Source organism: Lentzea sp. NPDC005914, from assembly GCF_040629405.1.
Taxonomy (GTDB): domain Bacteria; phylum Actinomycetota; class Actinomycetes; order Mycobacteriales; family Pseudonocardiaceae; genus Lentzea.
Genome location: NZ_JBEXVQ010000003.1, coordinates 199,931 through 220,990, shown reverse-complemented (window position 1 = coordinate 220,990; position 21,060 = coordinate 199,931). Strand labels below are relative to the sequence as shown.

16 protein-coding genes are annotated in these 21,060 nt (G+C 68.5%); 5 read left to right on the top strand and 11 right to left on the bottom strand.

Annotation, left to right across the window (positions count from 1 at the left end):
• Entirely contained in the window at positions 1–531 is a 531-nt protein-coding gene (locus tag ABZ345_RS06075; RefSeq protein WP_359843467.1) for a DinB family protein, read from the top strand.
• Between the two features lie 5 nt (positions 532–536).
• Here ABZ345_RS06075 and ABZ345_RS06070 read toward each other — a convergent pair whose 3' ends face one another.
• Genes ABZ345_RS06070 through ABZ345_RS06060 form a run of 3 tightly spaced genes read right to left on the bottom strand, consistent with a single transcriptional unit; the run spans position 537 to position 5,040 of the window.
• On the bottom strand, positions 537–1,919 hold the full coding sequence (locus ABZ345_RS06070) for a ferritin-like domain-containing protein (RefSeq protein WP_359843465.1): 1,383 nt from the start codon (positions 1,917–1,919) through the stop codon (positions 537–539).
• A 41-nt stretch (positions 1,920–1,960) separates the two neighbouring features.
• Positions 1,961–3,373: an ATP-binding protein gene (locus tag ABZ345_RS06065; RefSeq protein WP_359843463.1), complete on the bottom strand. Its 1,413-nt coding sequence runs from the start codon at positions 3,371–3,373 to the stop codon at positions 1,961–1,963.
• Complete coding sequence (locus ABZ345_RS06060; RefSeq protein WP_359843461.1) at positions 3,373–5,040, bottom strand: FAD-dependent oxidoreductase; 1,668 nt, start codon at positions 5,038–5,040, stop codon at positions 3,373–3,375. The genes ABZ345_RS06065 and ABZ345_RS06060 overlap by 1 nt, the downstream gene beginning before the upstream one ends.
• Positions 5,041–5,096: 56 nt before the next feature.
• Between ABZ345_RS06060 and ABZ345_RS06055 the strand changes: the two genes are divergently transcribed.
• On the top strand, positions 5,097–5,360 hold the full coding sequence (locus ABZ345_RS06055) for a UBP-type zinc finger domain-containing protein (RefSeq protein WP_359843459.1): 264 nt from the start codon (positions 5,097–5,099) through the stop codon (positions 5,358–5,360).
• Between the two features lie 76 nt (positions 5,361–5,436).
• On the opposite strand, the gene ABZ345_RS06050 is transcribed toward ABZ345_RS06055, so the two are convergent.
• Entirely contained in the window at positions 5,437–5,700 is a 264-nt protein-coding gene (locus tag ABZ345_RS06050) for a hypothetical protein (protein WP_359843457.1), read from the bottom strand.
• Positions 5,701–5,846: 146 nt separating this feature from the next.
• Here ABZ345_RS06050 and ABZ345_RS06045 point away from each other — a divergent pair, with 146 nt between their 5' ends.
• A complete protein-coding gene (locus ABZ345_RS06045; RefSeq protein ID WP_359843455.1) occupies positions 5,847–6,755 on the top strand; it encodes a helix-turn-helix domain-containing protein in 909 nt (302 codons plus the stop codon).
• A gap of 57 nt (positions 6,756–6,812) precedes the next feature.
• Entirely contained in the window at positions 6,813–7,316 is a 504-nt protein-coding gene (locus tag ABZ345_RS06040; protein ID WP_359843453.1) for a hypothetical protein, read from the top strand.
• 11 nt (positions 7,317–7,327) lie between these two features.
• On the opposite strand, the gene ABZ345_RS06035 is transcribed toward ABZ345_RS06040, so the two are convergent.
• The 7 genes from ABZ345_RS06035 to ABZ345_RS06005 all read right to left on the bottom strand — a co-directional run bounded on the left by ABZ345_RS06035 (position 7,328) and on the right by ABZ345_RS06005 (position 20,027).
• Entirely contained in the window at positions 7,328–8,173 is an 846-nt protein-coding gene (locus tag ABZ345_RS06035; protein WP_359843451.1) for a hypothetical protein, read from the bottom strand.
• A 189-nt stretch (positions 8,174–8,362) separates the two neighbouring features.
• Positions 8,363–10,978 (bottom strand): SpoIIE family protein phosphatase, encoded by a 2,616-nt coding sequence (locus ABZ345_RS06030; RefSeq protein WP_359843449.1) that lies wholly within the window; start codon positions 10,976–10,978, stop codon positions 8,363–8,365.
• Between the two features lie 19 nt (positions 10,979–10,997).
• On the bottom strand, positions 10,998–13,280 hold the full coding sequence (locus ABZ345_RS06025) for a SpoIIE family protein phosphatase (RefSeq protein ID WP_359843447.1): 2,283 nt from the start codon (positions 13,278–13,280) through the stop codon (positions 10,998–11,000).
• A complete protein-coding gene (locus ABZ345_RS06020; protein ID WP_359843445.1) occupies positions 13,277–17,785 on the bottom strand; it encodes a HAMP domain-containing protein in 4,509 nt (1,502 codons plus the stop codon). The genes ABZ345_RS06025 and ABZ345_RS06020 overlap by 4 nt, the downstream gene beginning before the upstream one ends.
• Positions 17,786–17,890: 105 nt before the next feature.
• On the bottom strand, positions 17,891–18,670 hold the full coding sequence (locus tag ABZ345_RS06015) for a GAF and ANTAR domain-containing protein (RefSeq protein ID WP_359843443.1): 780 nt from the start codon (positions 18,668–18,670) through the stop codon (positions 17,891–17,893).
• Positions 18,671–18,958: 288 nt separating this feature from the next.
• Positions 18,959–19,246, bottom strand: coding sequence for a hypothetical protein (locus ABZ345_RS06010; RefSeq protein ID WP_359843441.1), 288 nt, complete (start codon positions 19,244–19,246; stop codon positions 18,959–18,961).
• Positions 19,247–19,403: 157 nt separating this feature from the next.
• On the bottom strand, positions 19,404–20,027 hold the full coding sequence (locus ABZ345_RS06005) for a TetR family transcriptional regulator C-terminal domain-containing protein (RefSeq protein ID WP_359843439.1): 624 nt from the start codon (positions 20,025–20,027) through the stop codon (positions 19,404–19,406).
• A 101-nt stretch (positions 20,028–20,128) separates the two neighbouring features.
• Here ABZ345_RS06005 and ABZ345_RS06000 point away from each other — a divergent pair, with 101 nt between their 5' ends.
• The gene (locus tag ABZ345_RS06000; protein WP_359843437.1) at positions 20,129–21,046 is read left to right on the top strand and encodes an NADP-dependent oxidoreductase; all 918 of its coding nucleotides are present in this window, start codon (positions 20,129–20,131) and stop codon (positions 21,044–21,046) included.
• Positions 21,047–21,060: the final 14 nt, after the last annotated feature.

Below are 21,060 nucleotides of genomic sequence, written 5' to 3'. Positions count from 1 at the left end.
GTGGTCCACACTGGGCATGTGGACACGCAGGCGGTTCACGACGACCTCGAGCGTGCGAGGACAACGTTTCGCACGGTGCTCTCCGCTGCCACGAGCGACGAGCTGCGACGCCCCTCGAACGGAACGCGGTGGACCAACCGGCAGCTGCTGTTCCACATGCTGCTCGGCTTCCTGATCATGCGAGCACTGGTGGCTCTGACGAAGCTCGTCTCCTTGCTGCCGGCGTGGTTCGGCCGCGGATGGGCGCGGCTGCTCAACGCCGCCACGATGCCTTTCGACGCGGTCAACTTCCTCGGCTCCTGGCTCGGCGGCAGCGTGATGCCCCGCCGCGCGATGGTCGTCCTGTGCGACCGCACCGTCGCGTCGCTGCACCGGCGCCTCGACCGGGAGAACTCCGCCACCCTGGCGAAAGGGATGCCGTACCCGACTCGGTGGGATCCGTTCTTCCGCGAGTTCATGACGGTGGCGGACCTCTACCGGTTCCCGGTGCGGCACTTCGACTTCCACCGTCGGCAACTGTCGCTGAGCTGACCCGGTCAGGCCCTTTGTGCGGGCGGCACGTACTCGAACGTCGGGCCCGCCGTCGACTTCCCGTCCTCCAGCGGCATCGTCATGAGCGCCTGGGCCTGAGCTTTCACCTGGTACATCGCGCCAACGGTGGCCCCGAGGCGCGCGGGATCGCCGTTGAACGCCTCCTCCAGTTGCTGCAGCAGCAGGCAGTACGTGGCGTTGAACCGCTCCTGAGCCACGCGGATGGGACTGCCCTCTGGGTGGTCGGTCGTGCGGGGATTCGGCCGCATGGGCATGACCGCGTCCCAGTCGACCTCGATCGGCTCACCCGTCGGACCGGACTGCGGCGTGTCCCCGGTCTGGTAGCGGCGCCCGTGCTTGAGCTCCTGGAACCGGTAGAAGTGCGCCACCTCGTCCCGTTCGGGGTGGAAGACGTCGCGGTCGCCGTCCCAGACGTCAGTGCGCGCGGCCCCCTCGCCCTGCTCGGTGATCTCGGTCAGCGTCGCCAAAGCCGACTTCAGGTCGTGCACCGGGATGACCGCGCCACCACCGCCGCGCAGGTGGAACTCGCCCACCTGCCTCGCCGGATCACCGCTGAAGACGGCGTCCTCGCCCAGTTCGTCGCACAGCCTGCGGATCCCCGCCTCGATGGCGGCGTAGAACTGCCCGATCGTCTCGTACGCGTCCGCTTCGGCCGGCGCCCCAGCCTCGGCCGGCTGCTCGATCCGCAGGAACAGCTCCAGCGCCTCCGGTCCGAACGGGACGAGCTGGACCTGAAGGGACCGATCGCCGTGCGGCAACGGGTGCGGGTACGGCGGCAGCAGTTCAGGGGTGTCGAGCCGGGGCTCGCCGCCGACCGCGTTGAGCAGGTTCGCCGCCAGCGCCAGGTGCAGCATCTCCTCCGCGAGCACGCTGCCCACCACCTGCACGGCCTCGGCGTTGCGACTCGGGTCCAGCGAGTACAGCGCACACAGGTAGGGAGGGATGGTCGCGTGCTCCAGCTCGATCGCCCACTGCAGGTGGCGGCGAAGGTCCTCAACGGTCTCGATCGCATTGCCCGAGGGCCTCAGTTCGACCACTACGCGGTAGGAGGCGGGCTCCGAGGTGATGTGCAGGCCGGGGTCGTCGAACATGCGTTGCAGGGAGGCCCGCCACTCCGGGTTGACGACGGCCTTGTCCAGATCAGTTCCCGAGCTCCACTCCGCGACGTGGACGAACCGCGCGTCCGGTCCGTCGGCGAGCGGCCGGTGCAGGCGGGAGCGCACGAAGCCGGGCTGAGCCGACATGATCCGCGCGTTCTCCCGGTACACGTCGACGAAGCGCTCGGCCTCGGCGGCCGGCACGGTGTAGTTCTTGATCACGACGACCGGCTCGGTGGTGCCGGTGCTCGATTCCAGGGATTGGCTCACGTTGAGGAAGACCGGACAGCCCCCGAACTTGTGACAGCCCCTCACTGCCCTGTGGCCTCCAAGGGCAGAACGACCTGGAACCGCGTGTCTCCCGGCACCGACTCCACCCGGATGTCGCCGTGGTGCTTGTTGACCACGATCCGCCACGAGATCTCCAGCCCGAGCCCGGTGCCCTCACCGACCGGCTTGGTGGTGAAGAACGGTTCGAAGATCCGCCGCTTCACCTCCGCCGGGATGCCGGGCCCGGTGTCGCTGATCTCCACGACGAGGTTCCTGTCCTGCCGGAACGTCCGCACGGTCAACGTGCCGGACCCGCCCATCGCACCCAGAGCATTGTCGATCATGTTCGTCCACACCTGGTTGAGCTCGCCCGCGTACGCCGCGATAGGGGGAAGTGCCCGGTCGTACTCCTTGACGACCTCAACGTCCCCGAGCTTCCCGCCGAACATGACCAAAGTGGAGTCGAGCAACTCGTGCACGTCGACCACCTGGAACGGCGCGCGGTCCATCTGGGAGTACTGCTTGGCGGCACCGACCAAAGTGGACACTCGGGTGGTGGCGTCCTCGATCTCGTTCATCAGCATCTCGGTCTCGACGGTGTACCTGAGCCAGTGCACGGCCGATCCGGTGACAGCGGTGGGGCACGGCACGAGTGAGCTCTCCAGCCACTCGACGTCCAGCCCGCCCGCGACCAGGACGGGCGCGAGGTCCCAGCCGTTGCTGATGCCGTGGTCGTCGAGCCAGTCGGAGACCTCGTCCTCGGCGTCGCTGGTCTCCAACGGGCTGAGCTTCGGTGCCTTGGCGACTCGTTCGACCGCCTTCTCCTGAAGTTTCACCAGCGCCGGCAGCACGGTCGGGTCGAGCGCGCCCTGTGCCAGCAGGGCGAGCTTGTGCCGCATTCCCGCGACCCGCTCGCGCAGCGCCGCGGTCGCCCGCACAGCGGCAGCGGCCGGGTTGTTGAGCTCGTGGGTGAGGCCCGCGGACAGGGCGCCGAGCGCGGTGAGCCGTTCGTGCTGGCCGACCGTCGCCTGGGTGTTCCGCATGCCCCAGAACAGGCCCTCCAGCAGGTGCATGGCCATCGGGAACCACGTGCGGATCATCGGCCCGAACTCGTCGGCGTCGAACTGCAGCATCGTCGTGGCGGTGATCGACTCGACGGTCATCTGGTAGGTCGGCTGGTCGAGCTCCAGGTAGGCCTGGGTGGCGCCGAAGTACGAGCCGCGCAAGCTGCTGCGGCTCACCTCGATGCGTTGGCCGCCGATGGTGCGGCACAGGGCGACTGTTCCTTCGAGCAGCACGAAGAAGCACGTCGCGAGCTCGCCTTCGGTGAGCACGGGCGTGCCCGCCTCGCGGGTCTCGATGTGGCCGTGTGCGGCGAGCCAGTTCAGCTGGTCGTCGTCGAGCTTCTCGAACAGGAACAGTTCGCGCAGCTCGTTTGCGGTGAGCCTGTCCATCACGACCTCTCCAGATAGCGGTGGACCAGGGTGACCGCCATGGCGCCCTCGCCGACCGCGGACGCGACTCGCTTCACCGAGTCCGCTCGGACGTCGCCCGCGACGAACACACCGGGCACGTTCGTCTCCAGGTGGTACGGCGCCCGCTCGAGGTCCCAGCCAGGGGGCGAGCCGCCGAGGTCGGGCCCGGCGAGCAGGAAGCCGCGCTCGTCCCTCTCCAGCGTGCCGTTCAGCCAGTCCGTGCGCGGGGCGGCGCCGATGAACGCGAACAACCAGCTCGCCTCGACGGTCGTCGTTTCGCCGGTCTTGTTGTGCAGCAACGTCAGCGTCTCGAGGTGATCTTCACCGGTGCCGCCGCAGATCTCGGTGTGCGTGCGCACCTCCACGTTCGGGATCGCCTCGAGCTGGTCGATCAGGTACCGCGACATCGACTGCTCCAGCGAGTCGCCCCTCACCAGGATCACCACCTTGCGCGCGTGCCCGGAGAAGTAGACGGCCGCCTGGCCCGCGGAGTTCGCGCCACCGACCAGGTAGACGTCCTGGCCGGCGCAGTTCGGGCCTTCGGTGGTCGAGGCGCCGTAGTACACGCCGCGCCCGGTCAGCTCGCCCAGTCCGGGCGCGTCGAGCAACCGGTAGGACACACCGGTGGCGAGGATGACGGTGTGGGCGGCGAGTTCGGTGCCGTCGCCGAACCTCACGATGCGCGCGGCTCCCCGGCGCTCGAGGGCGACGACGTCGCGGGTGGTGAGCAGCTCGACCCCGAACTTGATCGCCTGCCTGCGGGCCCGCTCGGTCAGCTGCCCGCCGGACACCCCGTCGGGGAAGCCGAGGTAGTTCTCGATGCGGCTGCTCGTGCCCGCCTGGCCACCTGTCGCGATCCGTTCGACCAGAACGGTTCTCAGCCCCTCGGACCCTCCGTACACCGCGGCACCGAGCCCCGCGGGCCCGCCACCCACGACGATCAGGTCGTAGAACTCGGCCGACGGCTGCGTGCTCAGACCCACCTCGGCGGCGAGCTCCGCGTCGGACGGGTCGACCAGCGCTCTGCCCGCGGCCGTGACCACGACAGGCAGAGTCGTCCCGTCCTGGTGCGCCGCGGTGAGCAGACAGCGCGCTTCCGGCTCGTCGAGCGCATGCCAGCGGAAGGGAACGTTGTTGCGTGCCAAGAAGTCACGTACCGCATAGGAACGCGGCGACCAGCGATGCCCGATCACCCGCACCCGCTGCGGTGGCTGCCGATCGCTCACGGCCCAGGCTCGCAGCTGCTCGTCGAGCACAGGGTAGAGGTTCTGCTCCGGCGGGTCCCACGGCTTGAGCAGGTAATGGTCGAGGTCCACGACGTTGATCGCCTGGATCGCGGCCTCGGTGTCCGCGTACGCGGTGAGCAGCACCCGGCGTGCCTGGGGGAACACGTCCATGGCCTGTTCGAGGAACTCGATGCCGCTCATCTGCGGCATCCGGTAGTCGGCGAGCAACGCCGCGACCTCCTCGCCGCGCAGCTTGATCTCGTGCAGGGCCTCGAGCGCCTGGGCGCCGGACTCCGCCCGCACGACGCGGTAGTGCTCGCCGTACATCCGCCGCAGGTCGCGCGCCACTGCCCGAGACACGGCCGGGTCGTCGTCCACCGTGAGAATCGAAGGCCGCGCGACGCGACCGGCAGTCGTCATGCGTTCAGTCAAACACCAGAACTTGTCGATGGCTGCGATCGAGGTACCTTCGTGCCGTGGCCACTACTTGCGAACACGTCGCCGAGCTGGGTCCAGAGCCCACTCCCACCACGCCGAACGGGTGCGAGGACTGCCTGGCCGTCGGCGGCAGGTGGGTCCATCTGCGCCTGTGCCTGAGCTGCGGCAAGGTCGCCTGCTGCGACTCGTCGCCCGCCAAGCACGCCTCGAAGCACTTCGCCGACGAGGGGCACCCGGTCATCCGCTCGTTCGAGCCGGGGGAGACCTGGCGCTGGTGCTTCGTGGACGACACGCTGGTGTGACCTTCGAGCTTTGAATCCCGTGTGACACCCCCTTGCGGTCCCGCGGCGTCCTCCCTCGCCGCGGGACCGGTTCCCGCTACGGCCGGGGCAGTTCCGCAGTGCTCGACCGCACGGTGTGACTCGTGTGCACATCGGCGTGCCAGGTGGCCAGCGCGAGGTTGACCGACGACTGCACGTTCTCCAACTGCAATTGCATGAGGGTCATCGTCGGGGCGATCCGGGCGGTCATTTCCTGTCGAACGTAACGGACGCAGGCCACCACTCCGATGAGCAGTCCGAGCAATGCGCCGACAAAAAAGATCAACACGAACATTGCGACCACCGTCCCGACTTCGGTCAAGCCGCCCAATTCTGAATGTCAGTATGAGGCAGCGCGCCCACCAGTCAAGATGTCCTTTCTGGGCGCCTTTTCGGGCGTTAAGCTGTACTTAACTCGTCCTGCACCCGGTCGGGGGAAGTGTGGCTGCGGCCGGAGGTGAGGGTGAAGTGACGGCTCGGGAAATCAAGCTGGGCGAGGTGCTCACGCACCTGATCGCGCGGAGCGAGTACAGCAGAAATCGACGCCCGATCCACGACGCCGTCGGCATCAGCGCGGCCGCGTTGTCGCAGTACACCCGCAACCAGACGAGGCCGACCCTGCAGAAGCTGGTGGCGCTCGCCGACTTCTTCGGCGTCAGCCTGGATTACCTCGTCCACGGTGAGCCTACCGGGGCCACGGTGGACCACGGTCCGCTCGCGAGATACGTCGACCACGCACTGAGCGAGGTCAGGGCCAAGGCCAGCAGGCAGTCCGCCCTGGTCGCCAGGCTGGGGAGGCTTCTCGCCGAGCGCATCGAAACCACCGCTCAGGAGCTCGGAACCGCGGTGGGAGAGGGGCTGATCCTCGACGACGAGGCGCTGCGGCTGGAGGGGTACTGCATCGCGGCGGACATCATGCCTCTCAACCTGGGCTTCAACGTGATCAGCATGGAAGGCGGTGTCGCCGCGCCAGGACAGTTCCTGCACACGGTGGCGCAGAACTTGCAAAAGGGTTGCAAATACCGATTTCTGCTCACGGGGAATCCTGATGCGCAGGACGACCTGGTATCCAGGTTCCGCGCGTTGCTCAGGAGCCACGCCGGTTCGGATCACGTGTACCAGAACTGCACGTTCCGGCGTACCGAGCAGCCGGTGATGGCATATGCCGTGTTCTATCAGCTGGACGTCGAATCGTTGATCCACGCTGAACCCCTGCTTTACGAGCAGTTCGCCGGGTACGTGGACGACGACGGGCAGCTCGGTTATGTCGTCCGTCCGAACAACGAGTCCAACCTGGACATGCTGATGGGTAGTGATCGCGTGGGGTCGGCCCGGCAAGCGTTTGAGGCCTTATGGGCGGGCGCCGCACACCTTTGAACCGGTCGTGGCGAGCCTCCGTTTCCCCCTCTGTGGTCTACGTTAGGCTCGCGCGCCGTGACTGACGGAGTCGTGGTGGCACAGGTCATTGAGGTGCGGTGCCATCCGAATGCTGACCGTGTTTGGGTGGCCTGGGTCGACTTCGGCCAGCGTGAACCGTCCAAGGTCGTCTTCGGCGGCCCTCCCATGCTGGTATCGGGGGACAAGGTGCCTTACGCACCACCCGGCGCGCGGCTGCCTGGGCGCAAGAAGATGCGAAGGCGCCGTTATCGCGGTGTCGACTCGTGGGGAATGTTCTGCAGTCTGGCAGAGCTCGGCTGGGATCCCTCGGGGCCGGACGAAGTCGCGCTCCTGCGGTCAGAACTCGAGCCCGGCAAGCCGCTCGACTGCGTGGACTGGCGAACGGTGGTGCGCGAACCCTGCGAACGCGCTCAAAACGTGCGGCTGCACCATGCGGTCCTGCAGGTTGGTGATCGTCGCCTGGTCCTCCCGTTGTCGGGCCGTCACCAGCCCTCGATGAGGCCCCGCCAGGACGAGTTCTCGCTGATCGCGCCTGCCTGACGGCACCAGGTTCAGTCCGTCGCCAACCGGTAGATGCCGCGGCCCACGCGTTCCAAGTCGTCGTAGGTGATTGAGGCATGGTCGGGGGCGTTGCGACAGAGGAGCGAGGTGACCATCGTGCGGATGGTGCTGTCGGCATAGCCCGTGTTCCGGCGAGACATCTCGGTGACGATCTCGGCCAGCGTGAACGTCGAGGCGCCAGACCTGGTCAGCACTGCTCGAACCGCATCGAGAATCTCACGTCGTGCACCCTCCCTGATGGCGCGCGTCGCAGGGGCGATGCCGCTGGCCGTCCCGGCCGCTTCCACCAACGGCGTCGGTCGCTTCGGCTCGGGACTGCCTTCGGTCCGCTCGTTGGTGTGCGGGGCGACCTCGTAGATGGTCAGGCGCAGGGTGTCGTCGATGGGGATGGCCGCGAGACGAGTCGCTGTGACGTGATGTCCGGCCAGATAGGTACCGATGCTTCCCAGGGCCGTTGGAGGTAGGGCCGCGACGACGGCGGGTATGAGTTCGACCGCGTCGGTGTCGAGGTCGACGCCGTAGCGTTGTGCTGCGCCGGCCATGTAACTGCGCAGGCGGTTGCTCTCGACGTAGACGAAAATCCGATCAACGTCGCCGGGATAGGTGGCCAGTCGGTAGAAGTCTTTCAGGACCTCACCCAGAGCCATCGTCCACGGCGCATTCATCTGGTGCGGTTCCCGAGGGAACTTGAACTCGATCAACGCCTTCGGTCGAGGCCGTCCCACCGCCAGATCGACGCGAAGGCCCTTCAACGCCGGGTGCGGAGCCTCGACCCACAACGTTGCTGCCTCGACACCGCCTGCTACCAAGGATCTGGCGGTGGCGAACCGCAGCACGTCCTCGGTGAGCAGCCCGCGAAACCCGCGCTGCAGATGACTGCGGAGTTCAGCGGCCACCGAAGCCCACACCGCATCGGACCGCCACGAGGATGCCTGTGCCACGCGGTCTATGTCGCGCGTATCGGACAGATCATTAGCCGGCTCCTCGATCGCCGGGGTCGTCGTTACGTTCGGTTTCGTCGACGATCACCTGGTGAGGTGGGCTATCCCGGACAGTTCCAGAATCCGGGCCGGGCCCCCACGCGAAGCAGCCACCACGGTCATCAGCCGTCCATGTCCCTTTGCGACCTCGGCGGCTTCCAACAACAACGCGATGCCTGAACTGGAGAGGTACTCGAGCCCAGACAGATCGACCTCCACCGGCCGACTGTCAGACGCGCCGATCCGAGCCAGCAGAGGATTCCGCACATCCTGCACCGTCGCGGAATCGAGGTCACCGGTCAGCAGGATCAGCTGAACCCGATCATCCACCCCATCCGCAAGCCCGCTCACCGCAGCGTGCTCCACAGGATGCACAAAGGTGCGCGTGTCCGGCACGGCAGGCACGTGGAAACGGATCGTCGTCCCACCCACGTCCGTAACCAGTTCGACGTGCTCACCGATCTTGCGGATGAGCGGCAGGCCTCGCCCCCGCGTTCCGGGATCCGCGGGTGCCGGACGCCAGCGCCCCCTGTCGGCCACGGTCACCCGGACGCCCCGCCCCGTGCACTCGAGCGAGACGTCGAACGTCCCGCCGCCGTCCGGATAGGCGTGGTCGACCACGTTGGCCGCGGCCTCTCCCAGGGTCAGTTCCAGGTCGTACGTCGAGTCTTCGGACAGGCCGGCCACCTGGGCCCAGGCCGTGGCGGCGCGACGAAGGCCGGTCAGTTCGTGAGACGACGCCGGCACGTGGCGGAGCAGCGGTGCGGGTAGGTGCCGTGCCACCACCAGCGCCACGTCGTCGGACTGGCCGTCCGTCAGCATCGTGGTGACGATTCGCGATACCAGCGCCTCGGGGGCGAGGTCTGCCGCGTCGTCCACGAGTTCCACCAGCCTGCGCAGGCCCTGGTCCAGGACCTCGCCGCGGCGTTCGACCAGGCCGTCGGTGTACAGCACGACCGAGGCGCCTTGGGGGAGCGCGGTTTGCTGGTGGTGTACCAGTGCCGGGCCGCCCGCGCCGAGCACCGGGCCGGGCGACGACGCGAGCAGGCGCGCGCCGGACGGCTCCAGCACCAGGGGTGGTGGGTGTCCGGCTGCTGCCCAGCACAGTTCGCCGGTGCTCCAGTCGAAGATCAGGCAGCTGCACGTGCTGCCGGCCGCGCCGTTCACGCGGGCGGCGAACGCGTCGAGGCGCCGTAGGGACTCGGCGGGGGAGTGGCCGTCTAGCAGGTAGCCGGTGAGAGCGCTGCGCAGCTGGCCCATGACGGCCGCGGCCGCGGGGCCCTTGCCGACCACGTCGCCGACGGTCAGGCCTACGCGGGTGGCTCCGATCGGGACCACCTCGTACCAGTCGCCGCCGATCTGGGAGTGCTGGGCGGCCGGTAGGTAGCGGGCGGCGGCCGCTAGGCGGGGTAGCGCGGGAAGTTCGCGTGGCAGCAGGCTTTCCTGCAGTGCGGCCGCGATCTCGTGTTCACGTTGCAGCAGCAGTTCGCGCTCTGCCTCGGCGCGTTGCCGCTCGGTCACGTCCCGGCCGATCGCCTGCAGACCGGTCGGGGTGCGCTGGACGCTGAGTTCCAGCGCGATCGACGTGCCGTCCGCGCAGCGCGTGGTCACGACGTGTGGGGTGGACTCCTCAGCGGGAAGGCCGCCCTCCACGACGTCCGCGACCGGGGTGCCGAGCAGCTGTTCGGGCGCGTAGCCGAGCAGGTCGGTCGTCGCCGGGTTCACGGCGACGAACCGCGTGTCGTGGTCGAGCAGCCAGATCGCGTCGGTGGCTCGCTCGACGAGCTGCCGGTGGCGCAGTTCGCTGTCGCGCAACGCGTTGTCCGCGTGGGCGCGTTGCATGGACTCCCAGCACCGGTTCACCACGACCGAGACCAGATCGATCTCGTCCGGTGTCCAGTGGCGCACCGTTGCCTGGTGCACGGCCATCGCGGCCGCGAACCGCCCACGGCGCAGCAACGGCAGGCAGATCACCGCGCGGATGCCCGTCAGCCGGTACGCCGCCAGGTCTTCCGCGTCCAGCCGCGGATCGCTGAGCGAGTCGGCGACCACCCACGGTTCGCCCGCGCGCATCGCGGCCAGGCAGCCGTTGCCGAACTCGCGCATCGCGAACCGTCCGGGCAGCGGCGGCAGGCCGGTCGCGTGATCACCGCTCATGACGAAGTGGTTCTCGTCGGCCTCGGCACGGGCGTACGCACACCGGTCCACGCCCATGTGCTCGCCGAGCAGCCTCGTCGCGAGCGCCATCAGCTCTTCGGCGTCGTCCAGCCGCTGCGACTCGCGGTCGAGCAGGTCGAGGAACCGCTCCCGCTGGGCGGCGGCCTGCCGTGCGGTCACGTCGATCAGCACGCCACTGCGGCGTGAGCCGTGCACGCGTGCCTTTTCCAGCAACCACACCAGATCTCCCGACCCGGTGGTGACGCGGTAGACCAGCTCGTAGTCGGCGTCCCCGAGCCAGCGCAGGCGTTCGCACTCCTCCCGGTCGTCGGGATGCGTGACGGAGGCCCAGAAACCGGGAGTGCCGAGCCAGTGCGCGGGGGGATGGCCGAGCAGGTGCTCGACGGAACCGGAGACGAAGGTGAGCAGGCGGGTGCCCGAGTCGGCCTCCCACACGACGACCGGCAGGTCGTCGACCAGTGAGGAGAGTTGTGGATCACTCATCCCGGTGCCTCCGCCACGGTCAAGGTAGCTGCACCCCCACGATGCAGGTGTCGTCATCGGTGTTCGACTCGCTGGTGTCGAGCAGGTGGTCGAGCAGGTCCTCCAGCGCCGGCGGGGGACCGGTGACCGCGGCGCACAGCCGTTCGAGGCACTCGTCCAGCGGCACGTCCCGGCGCTCGATCAGGCCGTCGGTGTAGAGCAGGAGCGTGTCTCCCGGTTCCAGGAGCACCTCACCCTCCACATAGGACGCCTCCGCGACCGCTCCGAGCAGCAGGCCCGGCAGCATCGGCAGCAGCTCGCCGCGGCCGTCGCGGATCAGGACCGGAGGCAGGTGGCCGGCGCGAGCCCAGCGCAGCACGCGGGTGTGCGGGTCGTACAGGCCGCAGATCGCGGTGGCGATGATGTTGTCGGTCAGGTGGTGTGCGACCAGGTTCAGCCAGGTGAGCACCTGCGCGGGTCCGGCGCCGGTCGCGGCGAGCCCGCGCAATGCGTTGCGCAGCACCACCATTCCGGTCGCGCCCTTGATGCCGTGGCCGGTGATGTCGCCGACCGCTACCAGCACCTGCTTGGTCGGCAGCACGACCGCGTCGTACCAGTCGCCACCGACCAGCTCCTCCTGCGCGGCAGGCCGGTAGCGCACGGCGATCTGCAGCCCGAACGCGTCGATCGTCGGGTGGGTCGGCGGCATGATCACCTGTTGCAGCTGCAGCGTGAGCTTGTTGCGCTCAGCGGCTTCCTGCGCGGTGATGGCCAGCTGGTCCTGGGTCGCCGACAGCGCCACCTCGGTCCAGTGCTGGGCCGACACGTCCTGGTACGCGCCGTGGATCGCGACGAGCGTGCCCTGCGAGTCGAGGACGGGTTCGGCGACCACGCGGACGTGCCGGGTCATGCCGTCGGTGCGCTGCAACCTGAACGCCGCCGACGCGGGCCTGTGGTCGTGCAGGACGCTGCGGAGGAACCCGTTGAGCGCGGGCACGTCGTCGCTGTGCGCATGGGCCGTGATGGCCGACAGCGGGACGGGATCCGTGCCGGGCTGCAGGCCGTAGAGGGCGTACAGCTGGCTGTTCCAGATCACGGTGCCGGTGCGGGGTTCCTCCTCGAACCCTCCGATGCGGCCGAGACGCTGGGCGTGCTGCAGGAGGTTCGCCAGGCGTGCCGCCTCGTTCTGCACTCGCCACACGACCAGCACCAGCGCGCCGTGGCGGGTGATGCTCACGCTCGCGGTGACCGTCAGCGGCACTTCGTCGACGAGCGCGGCCAGCCGGATGCGTTCCGCGCGGAACGGTTCGCCGGTCGCGTGGACGTGCTCGATCTTGTCGAACAGGTCGCCTTCGGCCGCGGCCAGCGGATAAGCCTCGAGCAGTAACTTGCCGGCCACGGCGACACGCGGCCTGCCCGCGATGTCCACGAACCGGTCGTTCACGTGGTGCACGCGGAAGTCGGCGAGCGTGCCGTCGGGGGAGATCTCCGGACCGAGCACTAGTGCCGGGTCGAGCAGCCCGTCGGCGAGGTCCGCGAGTTCGGACGGCGCTGACGCGAGGGGTTCGGGCACCGTCACGTCGAGCGTGCTGGCGCACAGCTCGGCCATCGCCTCCACCTGCTTGTGCACGCTCAGCGGTTGTGGCTCGAGCGCGGCGGGCCAGCAGATCTCCAGAACGCCGGTGATCCGGCCGCCGGTGCCCGCGGGGACGGCGACGCGGCCGGGCAGGTCGCTCCCGACGGACGGCAGTCCTGACCGGGTGAGGTCGTCGATCCACACAGTCTCGCGTTCGGCCAGCGCCCGGCGGGCCGGCGTCGGGACACCGGGCGGGACGTAGCGCCAGCGTTGCGCTTCGCCCGTGCTGAACCCGGCGTGTCCGACGAGGGTGAGCGAGGAGTCCGCTCCCGCCGACCAGATCGCCACCGCCACGGCACCCAGCGGGCTGAGCGCGTGCGTGAACAGCGACTGCGCCACGGACTGCGTGTCGCCCGCGTGCAGTGCGCCGCTCTGTGCGGTGCGCAGGCGGACCGCGGCACTGGCGTCGTGCTCGCCGGCCGCCACCGGCGCGACGAGCCCGTCGCCGGACACCTCGTTGATGATCTCGACGGCGAGCTCGAGCTGCGTGATGCCGGCGCGGGTGGCGAGCCGGGCCAGCTGTTCCGCGGCGTCGGCGGGCCCGCAGCGCAGCCGCTCCACGAGCACGCCCTTCGCGAGCTCGACCAGCGCCCTGCCGTCCGCGGCGGCCTGGCTCTCGTCCAGTTCCCGCCGCAGGCGATCGACTGTGGTGGCGAGCCGGTCGACGCCGGCGTGGTCTGTGATCACCGGGAGTGCATCCACCTTCGCACGCACGAGACCAGGTCGTCGGCGTCGACGGGCTTGGTGACGTAATCGTTGGCACCGGAGGCGATGCTCTTCTCCCGGTCACCCGGCATGGCCTTCGCGGTCACGGCGATGATCGGCAGCTGCGCGTGGTCCGGCATGGCGCGGATGGCCGTCGTGGCGGCGTACCCGTCCATCTCCGGCATCATCACGTCCATCAGGATCAGGTCGATCTCCGGATGCCCGACCAGCGTGTCGATGCCCTCCCTGCCGTTCTCCGCGTGCAGGACGCGCACACCGTGCAACTCCAGGATGCTGCTGAGCGCGAACAGGTTGCGGGTGTCGTCGTCGACGATCAGCACGGTCTTGTCCGCGAGCGTGCCGTTGCCCCGGTGGGCCGGCTCCTGGTGCCGCTGCTGCTCCGGACGCACCAGGGGCAGCACGTCGCCCGGTCCCTCGGCGTTGAGGTGCAAGGCGATCCGCTCCCGCAGTTCGTCCAAACTGGACAGCAACTCCAGCGGCCTGGTGCCGCTGCGCGCCTGCAGCTGCCGCTCGTGCTCGGGGGACAGCCGCCGGTTGTTGTGCGCCAGCACGGGAATGGACCGCGCCGCGGTGTCGCCGTCGAGCGCTTCCAGGAAACGCAGTGCCGCGCCATCCGGCATGTCGAGCTCCAGCACGACGCAGTGGCACGGTTCGGTGGCCAGTGCCACCGCAGCCTCTTCCCGGCCGACCGCGGTGATCACCTCGACCGGGCCGCGCGGGTCGTTGCTCGTGGACAGGTCGGTCACGGCGCTCTGGGCGACCAGCGAGAGCAGGCCCTGCGGCCGTTCCTCGATCACGAGCAGCCTGCGCTTGTGCCCGTTGACGTTCGGGGGAGCGGATTCGGCAGGCGCGGCGAGCACCTTCTGCTCGTCCTGCTCCCGCGCGATTTCCGGGAAGTCCGTGCGGTGCACCGGCAGGTACAGGGTGAACGTGCTGCCCTTGCCGAGGGTGCTCTCCGCGGTGATCGAGCCGCCGAGCAGGTAGGCGATCTCACGGCTGATCGACAGGCCGAGTCCGGTGCCACCGTACTTGCGGCTGGTGGTGCCGTCGGCCTGCTGGAACGCTCCGAAGATCGACTCCAGCTGGTGCTCGGCGATGCCGATGCCGGTGTCGCTGACCCGGAACATGATCGCCGGGCCGTGCTCGCGCACCGCGGTCGGCAGCTGATCCGCTTCGGCGAGTTCGATGCACAGCTCCACGCCGCCGGTCTCGGTGAACTTCACCGCGTTGGAGACCAGGTTGCGCAGCACCTGCTGCAGGCGGGTGTCGTCGGTGACGAGTTCCGCCGGCGTGCCGGGTGCGGTGGCGAGCTCCAGGCTCAGTCCCTTCTGGGAGGTGAGCGGGCGGAACGTGACCTCGACGTAGTCCAGCAACTGCCGCACCGAGACGCGCTCGGGCGTGATGTCCATCTTGCCCGCCTCGATCTTGGACAGGTCGAGGATGTCGTTGATCAGCTGCAGCAGGTCCGAACCGGCGGAGTGGATGATGCCCGCGTACTCCACCTGCTTGGGCGTGAGGTTGCGGCTGGGGTTCTGGGCGAGGAGCTGGGCGAGGATCAGCAGGCTGTTGAGCGGGGTGCGCAGCTCGTGGCTCATGTTCGCCAGGAACTCGGACTTGTACTTCGACGCGAGCGCGAGTTCCCGCGCGCGGGTCTCCAGCTCCTGGCGTGCCTGTTCGATCTGCAGGTTCTTCGCCTCGATGTCGCGGTTCTGGGTGGCGAGCAGTGCCGCCTTCTCCTCCAGTTCCGCGTTCGAACGCTGCAGTTCCTCCTGCCGCACCTGGAGTTCACCCGACCGCGACTGGAGCTCGCTGGCCAGTCGCTGCGACTCGGCGAGCAGCTCGTCGGTGCGGGCGTTGGCGATGATGGTGTTGACGTTGACGCCGATGGTCTCCATCAGCTGCTCGAGGAAGTCTCGGTGGATGTCGGTGAACCGGTGCACCGACGCCAGCTCGATCACGCCGAGCACCTGGTCCTCCACCACGATCGGCAGCACGACGAGGTTCACCGGCGCCGTGCGGCCGAGCCCCGAGGTGATGGCCACGTAGTCGGCGGGCATCTCGTCCACCGCGATCGTGCGGCGGCTGCGAGCAGCCTGCCCCACCAGCGACTGACCGAACCGGAACCGCGTCACCCGCGGCCCGTCGGCGGGATGACCGTAGGAGCTGATCAGCCGCAGCTCCTGGTGGTCGTCCGCGTCGTCGGCCAGGTAGAACGCGCCGAACTGGGCCGACACCAGCGGCGTCAGCTCGTCCATGATCAGCTCGGCGACCACGGCCAGGTCCCGGCGGCCCTGCATGAGCCCGGAGATGCGCGCCAGGTTCGACTTCAGCCAGTCCTGGTCCTCGTTGGCCTTCGTGGAGTCGCGCAACGACTCCACCATCGAGTTGATGTTGTCCTTCAGCTCGGCCACCTCACCGGAGGCCTCGACCTTGATCGACCGGGTCAGGTCGCCCTCGGCGACCGCGCTGGTCACCTCGGCGATCGCGCGCACCTGCCTGGTCAGGTTCCCGGCGAGCTCGTTGACGTTCTCGGTCAGCCGCTTCCACGTGCCCGAGACGCCCTCGACCTCCGCCTGGCCGCCCAGGCGGCCCTCGCTGCCGACCTCGCGGGCCACGCGGGTCACCTCGGCGGCGAAGCTGGAGAGCTGGTCGACCATCGTGTTGATCGTCGTCTTGAGCTCGAGGATCTCGCCGCGGGCGTCGACGTCGATCTTCTTCGTCAGGTCGCCCTGCGCGACGGCGGTGGTGACCTGGGCGATGTTGCGGACCTGGTTGGTCAAGTTGTTCGCCATGAAGTTGACGTTGTCTGTGAGGTCCTTCCACGTGCCGGCCACGTTCGGCACCCTGGCCTGGCCGCCGAGCATTCCCTCGGTGCCGACCTCGCGCGCCACGCGGGTGACCTCGTCGGCGAAGGCGGACAGCGTGTCGACCATCGTGTTGATCACGCCGGCCAGCGCGGCGACCTCGCCCTTGGCCTCCACGGTGATCTTCTGGGACAGGTCGCCGCGCGCGACCGCCGTGGCGACCTGCGCGATCGACCGCACCTGGTTGGTCAGGTTGGAGGCCATGACGTTCACGTTGTCCGTCAGGTGCTTCCACGTGCCGGAGACACCGCGCACGGTCGCCTGGCCGCCCAGGTTGCCCTCGGTGCCGACCTCGCGGGAGACGCGGGTGACCTCGTCGGCGAAGCCGGACAGCTGGTCGACCATCGTGTTGATGGTCTCCTTGAGCTCCAGGATCTCGCCGCGTGCGTCGACCCGGATCTTCTGGGACAGATCGCCTCGCGCCACCGCCGTGGTGACCTGGGCGATGGACCGCACCTGCGCGGTCAGGTTGTCCGCCATGACGTTGACGGACTCGGTGAGGTCCTTCCAGGTGCCCGAGACACCCTTCACGTCCGCCTGACCGCCGAGACGGCCGTCGGTGCCGACCTCGCGCGAGACGCGCGTGACCTCGTCGGCGAACGACGACAGCTGGTCGACCATCGTGTTGATGGTGTTCTTGAGCTCCAGGATCTCGCCGCGTGCGGTGACGGTGATCTTCTGACTCAGGTCACCTCGCGCGACCGCGGTGGCCACCTGAGCGATGGACCGCACCTGCGCGGTGAGGTTGCCCGCCATGAAGTTCACCGAGTCGGTGAGGTCGCGCCACGTGCCGGACACGCCCTTCACGTCCGCCTGGCCGCCCAGCGCGCCCTCGGTGCCGACCTCGCGGGAGACGCGGGTGACCTCGTCGGCGAAGGAGGAGAGCTGGTCGACCATCGTGTTGATGGTGTTCGCGAGCTCCAGGATCTCGCCGCGCGCGGTGACGGTGATCTTCTGGCTGAGATCACCGCGCGCGACCGCCGTGGTCACCTGAGCGATGTTGCGGACCTGGTCGGTGAGGTTGCCCGCCATGAAGTTCACGGAGTTCGTGAGGTCGAGCCACACCCCGCCGACGCCGGGCACCTCCGCCTGCCCGCCCAGCCGGCCTTCGCTGCCCACCTCGCGCGCCACGCGGGTGACCTCGTCCGCGAAGCTGGACAGCTGGTCCACCATCGTGTTCACGGTGTTCTTGAGCTCGAGGATCTCGCCGCGGGCGTCGACGTCGATCTTCTGGCTCAGGTCGCCCCTGGCGACCGCGGTGGCGACCTGGGCGATGTCGCGGACCTGGCTGGTCAGGTTGCCCGCCATCGCGTTCACCGAGTCGGTGAGGTCCTTCCAGGTGCCGGAGACGCCTTTGACGTCCGCCTGGCCGCCCAGGTTGCCCTCGGTGCCGACCTCCCGGGAGACGCGGGTGACTTCGGACGTGAACTGCGACAGCTGATCGACCATGCCGTTGAACACGGTGGCGATCTCGCCGAGCAGACCGTCGGAGTCGTCCGGCAGCCGGATGCCGAAGTCCCCGTCGCGGACCGCGGTGAGGCCGGCGAGCAACTGCCGGAGCTCCGGGAGGTCGACGGCTCTCGGCGTGGTGGTGACGGTCATTTCCTGGTGCCTCCACGGCATGGCGGGAAACCACGGGGTGAGGTGACCTGTTCGTTCAAGCGCGCCTCAGGAACCCGGCTGACATTACTGGACCAAACGAGATGTTCAGGAGTGCCGAACCGACTCGAGCAGGTTCTGGGCCACGTCGCGAAGCTTGACGTTCTGGTGCTGCGACTGTTCGACGAGCCTGGCGAACGCTTCGTCGGCGGTGCAGGCGTGCACGGCCATCAGCACACCCTTCGCCTGCTCGATCGACGCACGTGACTCGAGGGCGCGCTCCAGGTGCTGGACCCTGTCCTGAGCGTCCTGCCACCGCTGGGCGTTGGCGATGGTCGCCGACGCGGCCGTCGTGAACAGCAGCATGAGGCTTTCGTCGAACGGGTCGAACGCAGCCGCCGTGCGGCTGTACATGTTGAGCGTTCCCACGAGACGCGCTTCCGAGGTGTCCGAAGCCGGCAGGACGACGGGAACTGAGAGGTACGCGCAGATTCCCAGCTCGAAGGCGACCGCCTCGAACTCAGGCCACGTGTCACGGTGCTGACCCACTACCGCGCGCACGGGTCTCAACGTCCGCGCGGACTCGAGACAGGGCCCGCGATTGGCGCTGTACTGCTTCTCGTCGACGCTGACCAGCCGCGAGTCGGTGGCGCCCGCGGTGCGCGGCCGATCCGGCGCCATGACGGACACGGTCACGGCGTCCGCGTCGGCGATCGCCCTGGCCGCGGTTTCCGCAAGCCTCTGCAACGCGTTGTCGAGCGGTTCCTCGCCGGTGAACGCGTCCCGCAGAACCGCCAGCGCCTCAGTGGTCTCGTCCAGACGTGCGAGCAGATCAGGCCGATCGTCCGCTGGGGAGCGGACGGGTTCCGGCATCAAGTAGTCGTCCATGCCGCGGTGCTCCTTCGTCAACCAAGGTGGAGTCCACGGCGCCAGCTGCTTGACGCACGCTCGACGCATCGTACGGCTACCGATGATTCGCAGCCGGATCGCAATCGGGTGCCATGTCGCGAAACCGGATCGGCACGGGGCGCTGGAGTGTTCAACGCCCCGTGCCGGTCCAGGCCGGACCACCCGGAGGTGGGCCTTCCGTGACGAACGCGCGCGCACGGCGTCTTCTCAATACCCAATCGATTCCGAGCCCAAGCTCGTTCGCCTCAGCGGTAGCCGGCACACGCGTCAGCTACCCATCACCGCCCGGATGGCCTTCGTCTTCTCCTCGGTGAACACGCCGGTGCCCAGCAGGGACAGGATCGACAGGACGTCCCCGCTCGAGCCCCAGCTGCCCTCGTCGATGACGCGGAAGTTGACCCACCAGGAAGGGGAGGGCTTCTGGAGCCCACAGGAATCGGCCATCGCGGCGAGAACGCGCCGGATGACCTCGGCGCGAACTTCCTCGCGCCAGTTCGCGTCCATGACCGCCACGTCGATCAGCACGCGGTCGGCGTCGGTCGGGTCCTTGAACATTCAGTCGTGCAGGCAGCCAGCGCCGTCCCCGAACGGGTTCTGGCGGCTGGCGTTCGGGCCGGTGACGTAGCCATGGAGCGAGATCGACATGTCGCAGATGACCAGTCCCATGGTTCGTGTCCCTTCCAGATCCAACGTGCTACCACGGCGGGACTCGTCAGATGGCGAACGTCTGAACGTGGTCGATGGCTGCCCCCAAGGCGTCTTTCAGAGGGGCGATGTCTCGCGTGACCTGGGCGAGGAGCATGCCGCCCTGAAATGCGGAGAGCAGGAGATGAGCCAGCCGGGTGGGGTCCGCCTCGGCGCTGATTCGGCCGAGGCGGTGCATCCGCTCGAGTCCGTCCCGGAAGATGTCTCGCCACTGCTCGAACGCGTTCGCGAGTTTCGCGCGCATGTCGAGGTCTGTCTTGATGATCTCGCTGGCGAGTGAGCCGAGGCTGCACCCTTCCTGGTAGGAGCGCTCGTAGGCGATGTAGTAGCCGGCCCAGTCCCGAAGCGACTCGAGGTTGTCGAAGTGGGTGAACCGCTCACTTCGGTGGAACGTGAGGACGCGTTCTGCCTGCCACTCGATGACCGCGAGGACGAGGCTTTCCTTGGTCGGGAAGTAATGGTTGAGCTGTGACCCGCTGATGCCTGCCGCGCGACGGAGCTGCTCGTTGTTCGTCGCGTGCACTCCGTGGGTGTAGATGAGCTCCGCGGCGTGCTCGAGGATGCGGGCTCGAGTCGCCTGCCCCTTGCTCGTGAGCTTCTGCGGCACCCGAGCTTCCGTCGTGGCGTCCATGACGCTCACGATAGCTCAGATTGGGCTTGACAGCCCATAAGCAAAGCGTGTCTACTGTCGATAGTGGGCTGGCTAGCCCAAAAAATTAGGCGGAGGTACTGATGAAGGCAATCGTTGCGACAGATCAGGCCGCGCAAGCAGCCGGGATCACGCTCGTGGAGCGTCCTGAGCCGACGCCGGCGATCAACGACGTCGTCGTCGAAGTTCGTGCGTCAGGCTTCGTCCCAGCGGAATGGGAGTGGCCCTCGACGTGGACCGATCGCTCTGGTGGCGCTCGCACGCAGGCGATCATCGGCCACGAGTTCGCCGGGGTGGTCTCCTCTCTCGGCTACGGCACGACGGGACTCTCGTTGGGGCAGCGGGTTTTCGGGATCACGGACTGGCATCGCGACGGGACCCTGGCCGAGTACGTGGCTGTCGAGGCGCGCAACCTCGCACCGCTGCCGGGCGACGTCGACTTCACGGTGGGGGCGAGCCTGCCGATCTCCGGCCTGACCGCGTGGCAGGGCTTGTTCCAGCACGGTCGTCTTCGAGCGGGGCAGAGCGTCCTCGCGCACGGCGCGGCCGGCGCGGTCGGGTCTGTGGTCACGCAACTCGCCCGCGAGTTCGGTGCCTACGTCATCGGTACCGGGCGGGCAGCGGACCGTCAGGCGGCACTCGACTTCGGTGCGAACGAGTTCATCGACCTCGGCAACGAGGATCTCGCCGACATCGGTGGAGTCGATCTGGTCTTCGACGTCATCGGCGGTGACGTCCAAAGGCGGTCGGCGGCGATCATCCGGCCTGGCGGGACGCTGGTGTCGGTGGTCGGACCTGCGCAGGCTCGCCCCGTCGACGGCCTCGCGGTCGACTTCGTCGTCGAGTCCGTCCCGAGTCAGTTGACGGAGATCGTCGACCGGGTGCGAGACGGGCGCCTTCGCACCCACATCGGCACCGTCGCGACCCTGGACGACGCCATCCCCGTGCTCAACCCGGCCGAGAGGCGCAAGGGGAAGACCGTCATTCGCGTGCGTGACTGAGCGCCCGGCGACAA